We start from the raw sequence: 15,919 nt of genomic DNA on the forward strand, positions 1-15,919 counted from the left end.
CTTTCCAAGTATCTATGCTCACTTTCTTCTGTTCTGAATGTTTTGAGGGATAAACTATGCGTTATTCTCTAAAAACTTTCGCTGAAGACCAAGTTCTTTCCTCATATGCGCAAGGCTGTTATTTTTATCACTATATGCTCAATATCATTCAAGCGACTTCCGGCATCTTGAAATTTATTGAGCACAAATCGTTTTTAAGGAGAAAAAAATGAAATGTCATCGCGTTAATGAGCTTATTGAACTGTTGCACCCAGCCTGGCAAAAAGAACCCGATTTAAATCTGGTGCAATTTTTACAAAACCTTGCACAGGAGGCGGGGTTCGAGGGGCAGTTAAATGAACTGACTGATGATATCCTTATTTACCATCTAAAAATGCGTGATGCAGATAAAGAACAAGTCATCCCCGGTTTGAAGAAAGACTACGAAGAAGATTTTAAGACAGCGTTGCTTCGTGCCCGGGGAGTTATTAAAGACTAGTGGAAAGGAATAACACGTTCATGATGCTAACTATTGCACGCATATCGCTTACGTCATCTCTAACCATTTGTGACCGTGATGAATAGTTCGATATTTAATTTCCAGACGCTATTCCCCGATCTGATCATGGATGCCTTGCTGGATGTTGGGCTGCGCGTTGATTCTGGTTTGACAGCATTAAACAGTTATGAGAATCGGGTGTACCAGTTTGCGGATGAAGATCGTAAACGATTCGTGGTGAAATTTTACCGCCCGGAACGGTGGAGCACGGCACAGATTCAGGAAGAGCATATTTTTGCCCAGCAATTGGCAGAAGATGAAGTCCCTATTGTTGCCCCCATCTCGCTTAATGGGCAGACGCTGAATGTCTATGAAGGATTTCATTTTGCCGTATTCCCCAGCGTGGGCGGGCGGCAGTATGAAATGGATAATGAAGACCAGCTAGAGTGGGTCGGTCGTTTTCTCGGTCGGATTCACCAGACGGGTCAGAAATCGTTATTCACCGAGCGTCCTACGATTGGGGTAAATGAATATCTGCATGAACCTTATCGGCTGTTGGAGACATGTCCGCTAATACCGAAAATACATCGATATGATTTTTTACAGGCGACCCGTCAACTGATTGATACAGTTGACATTTATTGGCATAACGACTGGCGGCCACTGCGTCTGCATGGGGATTGTCATCCAGGCAATATTTTGTGGCGTGATGGTCCGCTATTTGTGGATTTGGATGATGCCCGCAATGGTCCAGCAATTCAGGATTTATGGATGCTGTTGCATGGTGACCGTCGTGAACAACGTATTCAACTGGATATCTTGTTAGAAGCCTATAGCGAATTTGCGGAATTTCAGGAGAAAGAGCTCGCGCTGATTGAGCCTCTTCGTGCGATGCGGCAGGTTTATTATCTAGCCTGGGTTGCTCGTCGCTGGGAAGATCCTGCTTTTCCAAAAAATTTCCCCTGGATGACGGATGCTGATTTTTGGTTGAAGCAAACGGCAATATTTATTGGGCAAACTCAGCTGTTGCAGGAACCTCCTCTACAGCTAATGCCAATGTACTGAAATTAAATGGAGAGAGTGAAATTTATGAAAAGATTATGGCTTGCGCTGATTGGTGTCGTTCTGGCATTTAGTGCTTCTGCTGCAGAGTTTTCTGATGGCAAGCAATATGTAGAATTAGATAAACCTGCAACCCAAGAGCCTCAGGTTCTTGAGTTCTTCTCATTCTATTGCCCGCACTGCTATCAATTTGAACAGGTTTACCACGTTCCAGATGCAGTAAAAAAAGCGTTGCCAGAGGGTACGAAGATGACACGTTATCACGTGGATTTCTTGGGCCCGTTGGGTAAAAACCTGACGCAGGCATGGGCTGTTGCTATGGCGCTGGGTGTCGAAGATAAAATTACCCCGCTGATGTTTGATGCCGTTCAGAAAACACAGACCGTACAAAAACCGGAAGATATTCGCGAAGTCTTTGTGAAAGCTGGTGTGAGTGCGGAAGAATTTGATGGTGCTCTGAATAGCTTTGTTGTGAAATCTTTGGTTGCCCAGCAGGAAAAAGCGGCGGCAGATTTACAATTACGCGGCGTTCCTGCCATGTTCGTTAACGGTAAATATATGATCAAGAATGATGGTCTTGATACCAGTTCAATGGATGGATATGTAAAACAGTACGCTGACGTGGTGAAGTTCCTTATTGCCAAGAAGTAATTATTTAATAAGTCATGCGGGTAAAACCGCATGACTTTATACCTTCCTGCTGTTCATCTTCTTATCTTTTATATCTCATCAGCCCGTAATATCTATTTATCTGTTTGTTTATATCCACAAATTGAATGACGGTTTCTTATGCCTTAAAAACAAACAGCTTATATTATAACTTCATGAAATTAATGAACATAAAAAAAAATCTTAAGATAATAGGAGAAATTAGCAATTAAGCGGATAAAACTATTCACAAAGTTATCCACAGGAAGATCTTGCGAGGATCCATGCAAAATCAGCCAATATCTCACGTTAAGGATCGTCTCTTTCCCTGACCTATGGCATGCTTAGCGCTATGACAGACAACAACGATCACGGCAGGCTATGGCTCAGATTGCAGAAAACCCTTTAATACTGGTAGACGGTTCATCCTATTTGTATCGTGCTTATCACGCTTTCCCTCCGTTAACAAACAGCGCGGGAGAAGCAACCGGTGCAATGTATGGCGTACTGAATATGCTACGCAGTTTGCTGTTGCAATATCAGCCCAGCCACGTTGCCGTTGTTTTTGATGCGAAAGGGAAAACGTTTCGCGATGAACTGTTCGAAAATTATAAGGCTCATCGTCCACCTATGCCGGAGGATCTACGCGAACAGATAGAGCCTCTGCATCAGATGGTGAAAGCGATGGGGTTGCCGCTTCTGGCGGTTTCCGGCGTAGAAGCGGACGATGTGATCGGTACGCTCGCAGTGCAGGCGGAAAAAGTGGGTAAGTCGGTGCTGATTAGTACCGGCGATAAAGATATGGCGCAGCTAGTGACACCAAGCGTGACGCTCATTAATACCATGAATAACTCGATTCTTGGCCCACAGGAAGTGTGTGATAAGTACGGTATCCCTCCTGAGCTGATTATCGATTTCCTTGCGCTGATGGGAGATGCATCGGATAACATTCCCGGTGTACCTGGCGTGGGTGAAAAAACGGCTCAAGCGCTATTGCAAGGGCTCGGCGGGCTGGATTCGCTATATGCCAATCTTGATAAAATTGCCGGGCTTTCCTTCCGTGGTGCGAAAACTATGGCGCCGAAGCTGGAACAGCACAAAGACGTGGCCTACCTCTCTTATCAGCTTGCCACCATTAAAACGGATGTTGAGCTGGAACTTAGCTGCGATCAGCTCACCGTTAACGAGCTGGATGTGGATGAGTTGCATCGTCTTTTTTCCCGTTATGAATTTAAGCGCTGGTTATCAGATATTGAATCAGGCACTTGGATGCAGGGTAAAAAGAGTAGCCAGCCTGTTCAGGCGGCGAGTAACGCGGTGGTTGAGCAAGTTGCTGAAGAAAACAACGCACCTACGCTTTCTGCTGACGGTTATGTCACGATTCTTGGTGAGAAAACGCTGCTCGATTGGGTTGAGCGTTTAAAACAGGCTGAGGTTTTCGCTTTTGATACGGAAACCGACGGGCTGGATACACTCACAGCTAATCTAATTGGCTTGTCATTTGCGATTAAGCCGGGTGAAGCGGCTTATTTGCCATTGGCACATGACTATCTGGATGCACCGGAACAGTTGGATCGCACCAAGGTATTGGCCTTGTTCAAACCGCTGCTGGAAGATGAGAAGCTGCTTAAGATTGGCCAGAATCTCAAATTTGATAAAGGCGTGATGCAGCGGTATGACATCGATTTACGCGGCATCGCGTTTGATACCATGCTGGAATCTTATGTGCTCGACAGCGTGGCGGGCCGCCATGATATGGATAGCCTGGCCGAACGCTATTTGAAGCATAAAACCATTACCTTTGAAGAGATCGCGGGTAAGGGTAAAAATCAGCTGACGTTTAATCAGATTGCGCTGGAACAGGCTGGGCCTTATGCCGCCGAGGATGCGGACGTTACGCTGCATCTGCACCAGAAGCTCTGGGGGAAACTCCAGCCGCATGCCGATCTGTGTCAGGTCTTCCAGACTATCGATATGCCGCTGGTGCCGGTTTTATCCCGCATCGAGCGTACAGGCGTGCTGATCGATCCCGTCATTCTGGCAGAACATTCAAAAGAGCTCACAGCACGCTTGGCGGAGCTAGAAATCCAAGCGTATGAGCTGGCGGGTGAAGAATTCAATCTCTCATCGACCAAGCAGCTACAGGGCATTCTGTATGAAAAACAAAAGCTGCCGATTCTGAAGAAAACGCCAAAAGGCGCGCCATCAACCAATGAGGAAGTGCTGGCTGAGCTGGCGCTGGATTACCCTCTGCCGAAGCTGATCCTGGAATATCGTGGCTTAGCCAAGCTGAAATCTACTTACACCGATAAGCTGCCGCTGATGATCAATCCGGCGACGAAGCGTGTGCATACCTCTTATCATCAGGCTGTTACTGCGACCGGGCGTTTGTCTTCCAGCGATCCGAACCTGCAAAACATCCCGGTGCGTAATGATGAAGGGCGCCGTATTCGTCAGGCATTCATTGCGCCTAAGGGCTACAGCATTGTTGCGGCTGACTACTCGCAGATCGAACTGCGCATCATGGCGCACTTATCGGGTGATAAAGGGCTGTTGAACGCATTCGCGAACGGGCTGGATATCCACCGGGCAACGGCGTCAGAAGTGTTTGGCATCGCGCTGGATAAGGTGACATCCGAACAGCGTCGCAGTGCTAAAGCGATCAACTTCGGCCTGATCTACGGCATGAGCGCGTTTGGCCTGTCGCGTCAGTTGAATATTCCGCGTAGCGAATCGCAGAAATACATGAACCTGTATTTTGAGCGTTACCCTGGTGTGCAGGATTACATGGAGCGGACGCGCCAACAGGCTGCTGAGCATGGCTATGTGTCCACTTTGGATGGCCGCCGTCTCTACCTGCCAGATATTCATTCTCGTAATGCGATGGCGCGTAAAGGCGCAGAACGTGCGGCGATTAACGCCCCAATGCAGGGCACGGCTGCTGATATTATTAAGAAAGCGATGATCGCGATTGACGATTGGCTACAGAAAGACACGCCGAAGGTGAAGATGATCATGCAGGTTCACGATGAATTGGTTTTCGAGATTCATGATTCGGTTATTGAAGAATCCATTAGTAAAATCAAAGCATTAATGGAAGGTTGTATGCAATTGAATGTTCCGTTACAGGTAGACATCGGTACGGGCATGAACTGGGATGAAGCACATTAATGGCCGATTTTTATGCTATTTCTGTAATTAAATAACAGTATTGTGTGACCTGGTTTAACTTTGTGTAATCGATAACCATTTTCTATGAAAGTAAACAACAAAAAAGCCTTTGTTCCCGTGAAAAAATAGGGTAGAGTTAAAGACGTAGGGTACAGAGGTAAGATGTTCTATCTTTCAGACCTTTTACTTCACGTAATCGGATTTGGCTGAATATTAGCCGCCCCGCTCAGTTTTGAGCGGGGCGTTTTTTATGGGCTTTATCCAGGATTTTTACCCTCAAAATGTCAGTAACTGCCTGATAGATAGCAGTGGGTCAGCACGGTTTCGAGTGTGAAGAACATCTCTGGTGGGCGATCATTGCGGGAAAGTGGGGGCGTGATGCGAGTGATGATACACTGCACCACGTGAAAGGATTATTCTGCTTCTTGTTCTTCTTCAGCGTGTGGCAGCGTGCTGAACCAGTTGTCCAATTTCTGCTGTAGTTTATCGACGCCGAGTTTTTTCAGTGACGAAAATGCTTCGACCTGAATATCACCCATAAATGGCAAGACAGCCTCGCGCACCATATTCAACTGTGTCTTACGTGCGCCTGAAGCCAACTTATCGGCTTTGGTCAGCAGCACTAAGACTGGAAGTTCAACATCGACAGCCCACTGAATCATTTGCTGATCGAGATCTTTCAGCGGATGGCGAATATCCATCAGCACAACAAGACCCTTAAGACTGTTACGCTTTTGCAGGTATTCACCGAGCGCACGTTGCCATTTGATCTTCGTTTGCTCCGGTACTTCGGCGTAGCCATAGCCGGGAAGGTCGACCAAACGCACGCCGTCTACCACCTGGAACAGGTTAATCAACTGAGTACGGCCCGGCGTTTTACTGGTTCGTGCCAGGTTTTTCTGGTTGGTCAGCGTGTTCAGTGCGCTGGATTTTCCGGCATTAGAGCGCCCAGCAAAGGCCACTTCAATACCGCTATCTGTTGCCAGATGGCGAATATCCGGGGCGCTGATGATAAAACGCGTCATGTGGTAGTTATATTGCTGGGTCACGGTGGTTATCTCTATCTGGATCTCTGTCTGGTTGGGGATTATACCTGTAACTGACAATAAAGGCGGCTTTATCTGTCTCGAAATGCAGCAGACTGATGCGAAAAGAAAAGCCCAGCTGTCTGATGTGGACGCTTTTTTATTCGCGGGCTTTCTGCTAGATTCCGCCGCACTTCCCTTATATCTGTGTACCTGAGAACAATATTATGAACCGACCTGTCAAAGGGGCTGCCGATCAGGCAGGGAAACCCAAAGTAAAAAGAAAGACCCGTGAAGAGCTGGAGCGTGAAGCGCGCGAACGGAAAAAAGATAAAAAGCACCGTGGTCACGCGTCGGGCAGCCGAACTCAGGAAAAAGCATCCGCCGATCAGCGCTCTGGTCAGCGTAAAGTCGCCGATCCGCGTATCGGCAGCAAAAAGCCTGTACAGCTTGGCGTGTTGGATAGCGATATCGCTAAACCGAAGCCTAAGTCGAAGCCTTCTGAACCTGTGGAGAAAGTCGTTGTTACCAAGCCGACGATGTCACCGGAAGAAGAGCTGGAAATGTTAGAAAACGATACGCGTCTGGATGCCTTGTTGGATCGTCTGGATAGCGGCGAGACGCTGAGCGCCAAAGAACAATCATGGGTTGATGAAACGCTGGATCGTATCGACATCCTGATGGAAGAGCTTGGAATCGAGCTGGGTGATGATGACGAAGAAGAGCAGCAGGAAGATATGCTGCAGCTTTTGAAACGTAATAACCCGAAAGACACGTTCTAATCAATGAAATGGCTGTTTCTGTTCCTGATATTGCTGGTTGCGTTTTATCTGCTCTGTCTGTTCAGTAAACTATGGCTATTGTCTAAGCGTAAGCACCGGTTGCATCGCGCCCTGTTTAACGGGCGCGTGAATCAGGTTCGACGTCTACGCCCAAGACAAAAACGCCGGGAGCGTTTTTGAACGTCACAAGGTGACGGCCCTTTAGGGCGAGTCTCAGGGATGAGACGAGTAGCAAAACGCCGGGAGCGTTTTTGAACGCCATTTTTTGGTGATCTGAAGGAGGGGAAGGATAACCCACCGAGTAAAAACTGGAAGGAGTGAGCGAATATGTCGATACCGTCCGTTGACTGGGATCTGGCCCTGATTCAAAAATATAACTATTCTGGGCCGCGTTATACGTCTTATCCCACAGCGTTAGAATTCAGTGAAGCTTACGATGAGCCTGCGTTTCAGCATGCCATCGCCCGTTATCCACAGCGACCGCTGTCGCTGTATATCCATATCCCTTTTTGCCATCGGCTGTGCTATTTCTGCGGCTGTAATAAGCTGGTTACGCGTCAGCAGCATAAAGCGGATGAATACCTTGATGTGTTGGAGCTGGAAATTCGCCAGCGTGCGCCGCTATTCGTCGGACGAACAGTGACGCAATTGCATTGGGGTGGCGGTACACCAACCTACCTGAATAAAGTACAAATTAGTCGGCTGATGTCGCTGCTGCGCGAGCTGTTCTCTTTTTCCGATCAGGCTGAGCTGTCGCTTGAAGTCGATCCGCGAGAAATTGAGCTGGACGTCCTCGATCATCTGCGGGCTGAAGGGTTCAATCGCCTTAGCATGGGCGTGCAGGATTTTAATAAAGATGTTCAGAAACTGGTTAATCGTGAGCAGGATGAAGACTTTATTTTTGCTCTTATTGAGCGGGCAAAAGCGCTAGGCTTCACCTCAACCAACATTGATTTGATTTACGGCCTGCCGAAACAAACGCCGGAAAGCTTCGCCTTTACGCTACAGCGCGTTGCGGAATTAAACCCTCACCGGCTTAGCGTCTTTAACTATGCGCATTTACCCAGCCTGTTCGCGGCACAGCGCAAGATTAAAGAAGCGGATTTACCGAGCGCGGAACAAAAGCTGGATATTCTGCAACAGACGATTGGATCACTGACGCAGTCGGGCTATCAGTTTATCGGTATGGATCACTTTGCTCGGCCGGACGATGAGCTGGCAGTGGCACAGCGAGAAGGGAAGCTGCATCGCAATTTCCAAGGCTATACGACGCAGGGCGATAGCGATCTTCTCGGTATGGGTGTGTCGGCGATTAGTATGATCGGTGATAGCTATGCTCAGAACCAGAAAGAGCTGAAGCAGTATTACGCGCAGGTTAAAGACCAGGGAAATGGCCTGTGGCGTGGGTTACAGCTGACGCGTGATGACTGTCTTCGCCGCGATGTGATTAAGACGCTCATTTGTAATTTCCAGCTCAGCTATGCGCCCATTGAAGCGGAATACGCTATCGATTTTAAAACCTACTTTGAGCAGGATTTAGCATTGCTGGCACCGCTGGTGGCCGATGGGCTGGTCGATAGTCAGGAAGACGGGCTGGTGGTTACGCCGAAAGGGCGTTTGCTGATCCGCAATATCTGTATGTGCTTTGATGTCTATCTACGTAACAAGCTCAGAACACAGCAATTTTCCCGAGTGATTTAACTGCTCGGAGAGGGGGGCTATCCTGAGTGGAGAAAAGGTTTTAATGACAAGGAGAGCGCATGTTTTCAGATAAAGAGATTGCCAGAGAATATCGGGATAAGGCACTTAACCTCGCGAACCTCATGTACAACGAGGTAAAAACATTACAGGGGAAAGTGCCTGAAGACGAACATAAGAAATTTCGCGGCATTGTTGGGAATGGCATTGTGGACGTATTCGATAAGCTGATTAAAGAGATTGAAGCGATGCATCCTGACCTGAAAGTGGCTGACATGCCAGCCTATACGGACGCTGAAAAACGTAAATAGAAAAACAGCCAGTCGATGTTAGCACCGACTGGCTGTTCTTGAGCGTTTATAGGATTAACTAAAGAAGTTAATCAGTGCGGCACACAAAACGGCGGCAATAGCAGCCTGCGGCGAATGGCTTGCCGCGGAGCCAATTTCAGCGCCATGTGTTGCAACAGAAAGTGTTGCAACGGAAATCAATGAATCCAGCATGGTGTTCCTCCCGAATCAGCGACACGATCATACTGCTGACTCGAGGCAAGTAAAGTACAAATTAATGACAATTTCGTGCGCCAGATTGTATTTTTTATCACCAAATCACTTGTTAACAATTGAGCAATAAAAAAGCAATTTCGCTACTCCATCCCCAGCTCTTTTAATTTACGCGTCAGAGTATTTCTGCCCCATCCCAACAATCTTGCCGCTTCCTGTTTATGCCCCTGCGTGTGCCGCAGTGCCGTTGTCAGCAACGTCCTTTCCATTTCTGGCTGTGCTTCTGCCAACAGGTTTTGATGACCGGAACGCAGTGCGCGATCGGCCCATTGTGCCAACAGCGTGGCCCAACTGTCTGGCAGAATATGCACGGTGGAATCAGGTGCGGTGGTCTCGAACAGTTCAGGAGGCAGGTCCTGAATGAGTACTTCCTGACCGGCGGCCATGACAGTCAACCAGCGACAGGTGTTTTCCAATTGGCGCACGTTGCCAGGCCACGGTAAACGAGTTAGCGCTGTTTCCGCTTCTGGATGCAGATTCTTCGGTTCGACGCCCAGTTCTTTGGCCGTAGCCTGCAAGAAATAACGTGCCAGGCGGGGGATATCTTCCCGACGTTCACGTAGCGGTGGCAGATGAACGCGGATCACATTCAGGCGATGAAACAGGTCATCGCGGAATTTGCCTTCCTGCACGCGTTGTTCAAGATTTTGGTGCGTTGCCGCGATAATACGAACATCCACTTTTACCGCAGCATAACCGCCAACGCGATAAAACTGCCCGTCTGCCAATACGCGTAACAGACGTGTTTGTACGTCTAGCGGCATATCGCCGATTTCATCCAGAAACAGTGTACCGCCATCGGCTTGCTCAAAGCGGCCCTGACGAATCTGGTTTGCGCCCGTAAACGCGCCTTTTTCATGGCCGAACAGTTCTGATTCGATCAAATCCTTGGGAATGGCCGCCATATTCAGCGCGATAAAAGGGGCTTTGGTACGCGGGCTGTGGCGATGCAGGGCGTGTGCTACCAGCTCTTTACCGGTTCCCGATTCGCCATTAATCAGTACGCTGATCGACGAGCGAGACAGGCGGCCGATGATGCGAAAGACATCCTGCATCGCGGGGGCTTCGCCGATAATGTCCGTTGTCGGACCGTTGATCGGTTGGTTACGTACCGGCTGCTGCTGTTCCAGATAATGGCTGATCGCGCGCTCAACCAGCGCAACGGCTTCATCAATATCGAATGGCTTCGGCAAATAGTCGAACGCACCCTGTTGATAAGCGCTAACCGCGGCATCCAAATCGGAATGTGCCGTCATAATGATGACCGGGAGCATTGGGTGGCGCTGTTTGATTTGCTGTAAGAGCGCTAATCCATCCATTCCTGGCATACGGATGTCGGACAGCAGAACGTCAGGCGTTTGTGTCGCCAGCGCATGCAGTACCTGATTTCCGTTCTCAAACGTTGCACAGGTTAAACCCGCACCAGCAAGCGCGCGCTCAAGCACCCAACGGATGGAGCTATCGTCATCGACAATCCAGACTATCCCTCGTTGCATTGTAACCTCACTGGCGAATAGGCAGATAAACCGAGAATTCGGTGTGTCCTGGCCAACTGTTAAATTCAATTTTACCGGAGTGCTGGTCGATAAGACTGCGGGCGATGGAAAGCCCTAAACCGGTTCCCCCTTCGCGTCCGCTCACCATCGGGTAAAACAGTGTGTCCTGTAGTTGAGCAGGTACGCCGGGGCCGTCATCTTCCACGTCAATACGAGCGGCGAGACGATAGCGCACACCGTGTAACGTGAGCTGAAAAGCCGTGCGGGTACGTATCGTAATCGTTCCGCCTTCCTCGCCCAGCGCCTGTAGCGCGTTGCGGGTAATATTCAGCAGTACCTGTTCAATCTGATCGGGGTCATGCGTCAGCTCTGGCAGGCTGGGATCATAGTCTTTCACCAGCGTCACGTTATCTGGCTTTTCCAGTGAGACAAGCTGGCAAACGCGTTCGGCAACCTGATGGATGCTTTGGGTGACGTGCAGGCCGGGCTGCTGTGGCCCGAGCAGGCGATCAACCAGATTACGCAGGCGATCAGCCTGTTCGATAATGACCTTGGTGTATTCCGTCAACGCTGGGTCAGGCAGTGCTTTAGCAAGCAACTGCGCGGCACCGCGCAATCCGCCAAGCGGATTTTTTATCTCATGCGCCAGGCCTCGGACCAAATCACGGGCGGCCTGCTGTTGTGCATGTTGAAGCTGTTCCTGACTGAGACGACGCTGGTTATCCATCGGCGCCATTTCCAGTAGGATAAAATCGTTCTGTACCCGCTGAGCGGTGAGCGACATGATGTGCGCTTTGCCATCTACGACGATGGTGACTTCGTTATCCGTAAAACCTTGTCCTGAATCCAGACTTTCACGCAGTAAACCGATATTCAGAGAAAAGTATCCCAGCAAATCGGGCAGCGGCGTGCCGGATAATTTACGCGAACTTTGTGCCAGTAATTGCTGTGCTGCCGGGTTGGAATAGTGAATCGCCAGATCGTTATCCAGCAATAAGATGCTGTTTATCAGGGAATTTAGGATCTGCCCAGCATCGGGCAGCGTGCCTGTTGCCATAACGCAGACTCCCGCACCGTCGTGGTGCATTGTAGTGTGGATGATGGATGTTACGTCGCAACGGCCAATGCCGGTGGTGAAAAAAGCCCATCCGAAGATGGGCTGAAGCGTTTCCACGGCAACAAAAACAAACTTCTTAGTATTCTGTTGTTTATCGGTCATGGTCGGGTATCAGCACCCCCAACCACGCCGAGGTAGAAATTAGACGCTTAGTTATTAGACGCTGTAGTACAGTTCGAACTCAACTGGGTGCGGCGTCATACGAACGCGGTCAATCTCAGATTTACGCAGTTCGATGTACGCGTCGATAGCATCGTCGGTGAACACGCCACCACGAGTCAGGAACTCGCGGTCTTCGTTCAGTGCAGCCAGGGCCTCGTCCAGAGAACCTGCAACTTTTGGAATCTCTGCTTCTTCTTCTGGCGGCAGGTCGTACAGGTTTTTGTCCATCGCATCGCCAGGGTGGATTTTGTTGATGATGCCGTCGAGGCCAGCCATCAGCAGTGCAGCGAAGCACAGGTATGGGTTAGCTGCTGGATCCGGGAAGCGTGCTTCGATACGACGTGCTTTAGGGCTAGCAACCACTGGGATACGGATTGAAGCAGAACGGTTACGGGCAGAGTAAGCCAGCATAACAGGTGCTTCGTAGCCTGGGACCAGACGCTTGTAGGAGTTAGTGGTCGGGTTCGCCAGGGCGTTGATGGCTTTAGCGTGCTTGATAACACCGCCGATGTAGAACAGCGCCATTTCAGACAGGCCGCCGTATTTGTCGCCAGCGAACAGGTTAGTGCCGTCTTTAGACAGAGACATGTGGCAGTGCATACCTGAACCGTTATCACCGAACATTGGTTTTGGCATGAAGGTCGCGGTTTTACCGTAAGCGTGAGCCACGTTATGCACGACATATTTGTAGATCTGAATTTCGTCAGCTTTTTTGGTCATGGTGTTGAAGCGGGTAGCCACTTCGTTCTGACCAGCGGTAGCCACTTCGTGGTGGTGAGCTTCAACAACCAGACCCATTTGCTCCATGGTCAGACACATTGCAGAACGGATGTCCTGTGATGAATCGACTGGTGGAACTGGGAAGTAGCCGCCTTTCAGACCTGGACGGTGACCTTTGTTACCGCCTTCGTATGCTTTACCGGAGTTCCAGTAAGCTTCGATGTCGTCGATAGCAACGTGAGAACCGGACGTGCTGCTGCCGAAACGAATGTCATCGAACAGGAAGAATTCTGGTTCAGGCCCGAACAGGACGGTATCGGCAATGCCGGAAGAACGCAGGAAATCTTCCGCACGTTTCGCGATAGAACGCGGGTCGCGGTCATAGCCTTGCATTGTGCCTGGCTCGAGGATGTCACAACGAATGATCAGTGTAGAATCTTCGAAGAACGGATCGATCATTGCGGTGCTGGCATCGGGCATCAGAACCATGTCTGACTCGTTAATACCTTTCCAGCCGCCAATCGAGGAACCATCAAACATTTTACCTTCTTCGAAGAAGTCGGCATTGACTTGATGAGCCGGAATGGTGACGTGCTGCTCTTTACCTTTAGTATCAGTGAAGCGTAAATCAACAAACTTCACTTCGTGCTCATTCAGCATCGTCAAAACATGTTCTGCGGACATACTTGGTTCTCCCGATTGGTCATTTATCGTCGTGGAACGAATATCGTTGTGGATTGATGTTGTTGCCGTGAGTAGACTAAAGCTAAAAGTGTGCCAACTTTTTAAATGTGTGCAATGTGTTGCTCCTTGGGGCTTTCTCACGTAAACCCACTGCACCATTATAGTTTAAAGCACCAAAATGGTGCTCCATATGTGAATTATTGCACTAATTTAGTGCATTCATGTTCGCTTGTAGCGCTTTTGCACCGTGAAAGGGATCACAAAGCAGGCAGCTCTAGGTTGTTTATCATAGATGCTTGTGATCTTGTTTAGTCCCTCGATTAATACGTGTACAATAGCGCGCTATTTCTAAATGCCTGAGGCAAAGCTGTGATCGAAAATTTGCGTAACATCGCCATTATTGCGCACGTTGACCATGGGAAAACCACCCTGGTTGACAAGCTGTTGCAACAATCCGGAACGTTCGGTGAACGTGTCGAAGCAACCGAGCGTGTAATGGACTCCAACGATTTGGAGAAAGAGCGTGGAATTACCATCCTCGCAAAAAATACCGCCATTAATTGGAAAGACTACCGTATTAACATCGTAGATACCCCGGGACACGCCGACTTCGGCGGCGAGGTTGAACGTGTAATGTCGATGGTTGACTCGGTACTGCTGGTTGTTGATGCGATGGATGGCCCGATGCCGCAAACGCGTTTCGTGACCAAAAAAGCATTTGCCAACGGTCTGAAGCCAATTGTGGTTATCAACAAAGTTGACCGTCCTGGTGCGCGTCCTGACTGGGTTGTCGATCAGGTATTCGACCTGTTCGTGAACCTGGATGCGACTGACGAGCAACTGGATTTCCCGATCATTTATGCTTCTGCGCTGAATGGTATCGCGGGTCTCGACCATACCGACATGGCGGAAGATATGACTCCGCTGTATCAGGCGATTGTCGATCACGTTTCTCCGCCTCAGGTTGAGATGGATGCGCCGTTCCAGATGCAGATCTCTCAGCTGGACTACAACAACTATGTTGGCGTTATCGGTATCGGCCGTATCAAGCGCGGTAAAGTTAAGCCTAACCAACAAGTCACTATTGTTGATAGCGAAGGCAAAACCCGTAACGGTAAAGTAGGTAAAGTTCTGACTCACCTGGGTCTGGAGCGTATCGACGCGACTGAAGCGGAAGCAGGCGATATCATCGCGATCACCGGTCTGGGCGAGCTGAACATTTCCGACACCATCTGCGATCCGCAGAATGTCGAAGCGCTGCCAGCACTGAGCGTCGATGAACCTACCGTTACCATGTTCTTCAACGTTAATACTTCACCATTCTGCGGTAAAGAAGGTAAGTATGTAACGTCGCGCCAGATTCTGGAGCGTCTGAACAAAGAGCTGGTGCACAACGTTGCTCTGCGCGTTGACGAAACCGAAGACGCTGATGCGTTCCGCGTTTCTGGCCGTGGTGAATTGCACCTGTCAGTTCTGATCGAAAACATGCGTCGTGAAGGCTTTGAACTGGCCGTATCACGTCCGAAAGTTATCAACCGCGTTATCGACGGTCGTAACCAAGAGCCGTTTGAAAACGTGACGCTGGACATCGAAGAACAGCACCAAGGTTCAGTCATGCAAGCCATGGGTGAGCGTAAAGGTGATGTGAAAGACATGATCCCAGATGGCAAGGGTCGTATCCGTCTGGATTACCTGATCCCAGCTCGCGGTCTGATCGGTTTCCGTACCGAATTCATGACCATGACGTCTGGTACCGGTCTGCTGTACTCCACGTTCAGCCACTACGATGACGTGCGTCCCGGTGAAATCGGTCAGCGTCAGAACGGCGTGCTGGTTTCCAACGGTCAAGGTAAAGCGGTCGCGTTTGCACTGTTCAGCCTGCAAGATCGCGGTAAGCTGTTCCTCGGACACGGTGCAGAAGTGTATGAAGGCCAGATCATCGGTATTCACTCACGTTCTAACGATCTGACAGTAAACTGTCTGACCGGTAAGAAACTGACCAACATGCGTGCATCGGGTACCGATGAAGCAACCACACTGGTTCCGGCTATCAAAATGTCTCTGGAACAAGCGCTGGAATTCATTGATGACGACGAACTGGTTGAAGTTACGCCACAGTCTGTCCGTATTCGTAAGCGTCACCTGACCGAAAACGATCGTAAACGCGCTAGCCGCGGCAGCAAAGACGTCTAATTTCAGACGGATTTGTCTTGTTACGCAACAGGGCACCTTCGGGTGCCCTGAATTTTATGCGCTTTCTTCCACTTTAACCTTTCCTTTATATTTCCTCCCTGTTCAGTTTCTCCATTTCCC

Annotated in this window: 15 protein-coding genes; 10 read left to right on the forward strand and 5 right to left on the reverse strand. The window is 49.4% G+C overall.

The window, feature by feature from the left end:
• Positions 1-208: 208 nt before the first annotated feature.
• The 5 genes from EIP93_RS00115 (at position 209) to spfP (ending at position 5,569) form a co-directional block, all read left to right on the forward strand.
• Complete coding sequence (locus EIP93_RS00115) at positions 209-478, forward strand: YihD family protein (protein ID WP_005968263.1); 270 nt, start codon at positions 209-211, stop codon at positions 476-478.
• A 78-nt stretch (positions 479-556) separates the two neighbouring features.
• Positions 557-1,543: a serine/threonine protein kinase gene (locus EIP93_RS00120; RefSeq protein WP_125232093.1), complete on the forward strand. Its 987-nt coding sequence runs from the start codon at positions 557-559 to the stop codon at positions 1,541-1,543.
• Positions 1,544-1,567: 24 nt separating this feature from the next.
• Positions 1,568-2,191 (forward strand): thiol:disulfide interchange protein DsbA, encoded by a 624-nt coding sequence (gene dsbA / locus EIP93_RS00125; RefSeq protein WP_103862865.1) that lies wholly within the window; start codon positions 1,568-1,570, stop codon positions 2,189-2,191.
• 378 nt (positions 2,192-2,569) lie between these two features.
• Positions 2,570-5,359: a DNA polymerase I gene (gene polA / locus EIP93_RS00130; RefSeq protein ID WP_125232094.1), complete on the forward strand. Its 2,790-nt coding sequence runs from the start codon at positions 2,570-2,572 to the stop codon at positions 5,357-5,359.
• Between the two features lie 162 nt (positions 5,360-5,521).
• On the forward strand, positions 5,522-5,569 hold the full coding sequence (gene spfP / locus EIP93_RS23140) for a small protein SpfP (protein ID WP_071892919.1): 48 nt from the start codon (positions 5,522-5,524) through the stop codon (positions 5,567-5,569).
• A 203-nt stretch (positions 5,570-5,772) separates the two neighbouring features.
• Here the strand turns inward: spfP and yihA are convergent, their stop codons facing one another.
• Positions 5,773-6,408 (reverse strand): ribosome biogenesis GTP-binding protein YihA/YsxC, encoded by a 636-nt coding sequence (gene yihA / locus EIP93_RS00135; protein ID WP_103862863.1) that lies wholly within the window; start codon positions 6,406-6,408, stop codon positions 5,773-5,775.
• Positions 6,409-6,611: 203 nt separating this feature from the next.
• Between yihA and yihI the strand changes: the two genes are divergently transcribed.
• The 4 genes from yihI (at position 6,612) to EIP93_RS00155 (ending at position 9,175) form a co-directional block, all read left to right on the forward strand.
• On the forward strand, positions 6,612-7,166 hold the full coding sequence (yihI, locus tag EIP93_RS00145; protein WP_103862862.1) for a Der GTPase-activating protein YihI: 555 nt from the start codon (positions 6,612-6,614) through the stop codon (positions 7,164-7,166).
• Between the two features lie 3 nt (positions 7,167-7,169).
• A complete protein-coding gene (locus tag EIP93_RS22695; RefSeq protein WP_162847971.1) occupies positions 7,170-7,346 on the forward strand; it encodes a hypothetical protein in 177 nt (58 codons plus the stop codon).
• A gap of 147 nt (positions 7,347-7,493) precedes the next feature.
• Entirely contained in the window at positions 7,494-8,867 is a 1,374-nt protein-coding gene (gene hemN, locus EIP93_RS00150) for an oxygen-independent coproporphyrinogen III oxidase (protein ID WP_125232095.1), read from the forward strand.
• A 59-nt stretch (positions 8,868-8,926) separates the two neighbouring features.
• A complete protein-coding gene (locus EIP93_RS00155) occupies positions 8,927-9,175 on the forward strand; it encodes a hypothetical protein (protein ID WP_125232096.1) in 249 nt (82 codons plus the stop codon).
• Positions 9,176-9,229: 54 nt separating this feature from the next.
• Here the strand turns inward: EIP93_RS00155 and EIP93_RS22700 are convergent, their stop codons facing one another.
• The 4 genes from EIP93_RS22700 to glnA form a co-directional block, all read right to left on the reverse strand.
• Positions 9,230-9,367 (reverse strand): YshB family small membrane protein, encoded by a 138-nt coding sequence (locus EIP93_RS22700; RefSeq protein WP_145962345.1) that lies wholly within the window; start codon positions 9,365-9,367, stop codon positions 9,230-9,232.
• A 143-nt stretch (positions 9,368-9,510) separates the two neighbouring features.
• Positions 9,511-10,923: a nitrogen regulation protein NR(I) gene (glnG, locus tag EIP93_RS00160; RefSeq protein ID WP_039349760.1), complete on the reverse strand. Its 1,413-nt coding sequence runs from the start codon at positions 10,921-10,923 to the stop codon at positions 9,511-9,513.
• Positions 10,924-10,930: 7 nt separating this feature from the next.
• Positions 10,931-11,980 carry a nitrogen regulation protein NR(II) gene (glnL, locus tag EIP93_RS00165; protein ID WP_103862873.1) on the reverse strand — a complete coding sequence of 350 codons (1,050 nt, stop codon included), beginning with the start codon at positions 11,978-11,980 and terminating at the stop codon, positions 10,931-10,933.
• 216 nt (positions 11,981-12,196) lie between these two features.
• Entirely contained in the window at positions 12,197-13,606 is a 1,410-nt protein-coding gene (gene glnA / locus EIP93_RS00170) for a glutamate--ammonia ligase (RefSeq protein ID WP_125232097.1), read from the reverse strand.
• A gap of 369 nt (positions 13,607-13,975) precedes the next feature.
• Between glnA and typA the strand changes: the two genes are divergently transcribed.
• Positions 13,976-15,799 carry a ribosome-dependent GTPase TypA gene (gene typA, locus EIP93_RS00175; protein ID WP_125232098.1) on the forward strand — a complete coding sequence of 608 codons (1,824 nt, stop codon included), beginning with the start codon at positions 13,976-13,978 and terminating at the stop codon, positions 15,797-15,799.
• Positions 15,800-15,919: the final 120 nt, after the last annotated feature.

It is taken from the genome of Pectobacterium versatile, from assembly GCF_003932035.1.
Lineage (GTDB): Bacteria > Pseudomonadota > Gammaproteobacteria > Enterobacterales > Enterobacteriaceae > Pectobacterium > Pectobacterium versatile.

Coding starts and splice junctions, on each gene's coding strand:
- EIP93_RS00115 (WP_005968263.1), top strand. CDS start 209: ATGAAATGTCATCGCGTTAATGAGCTTATTGAACTGTTGCACCCAGCC.
- EIP93_RS00120 (WP_125232093.1), top strand. CDS start 557: ATGAATAGTTCGATATTTAATTTCCAGACGCTATTCCCCGATCTGATC.
- dsbA (WP_103862865.1), top strand. CDS start 1,568: ATGAAAAGATTATGGCTTGCGCTGATTGGTGTCGTTCTGGCATTTAGT.
- polA (WP_125232094.1), top strand. CDS start 2,570: ATGGCTCAGATTGCAGAAAACCCTTTAATACTGGTAGACGGTTCATCC.
- yihI (WP_103862862.1), top strand. CDS start 6,612: ATGAACCGACCTGTCAAAGGGGCTGCCGATCAGGCAGGGAAACCCAAA.
- EIP93_RS22695 (WP_162847971.1), top strand. CDS start 7,170: ATGAAATGGCTGTTTCTGTTCCTGATATTGCTGGTTGCGTTTTATCTG.
- hemN (WP_125232095.1), top strand. CDS start 7,494: ATGTCGATACCGTCCGTTGACTGGGATCTGGCCCTGATTCAAAAATAT.
- EIP93_RS00155 (WP_125232096.1), top strand. CDS start 8,927: ATGTTTTCAGATAAAGAGATTGCCAGAGAATATCGGGATAAGGCACTT.
- EIP93_RS22700 (WP_145962345.1), bottom strand. CDS start 9,367: ATGCTGGATTCATTGATTTCCGTTGCAACACTTTCTGTTGCAACACAT.
- glnG (WP_039349760.1), bottom strand. CDS start 10,923: ATGCAACGAGGGATAGTCTGGATTGTCGATGACGATAGCTCCATCCGT.
- glnL (WP_103862873.1), bottom strand. CDS start 11,980: ATGGCAACAGGCACGCTGCCCGATGCTGGGCAGATCCTAAATTCCCTG.
- glnA (WP_125232097.1), bottom strand. CDS start 13,606: ATGTCCGCAGAACATGTTTTGACGATGCTGAATGAGCACGAAGTGAAG.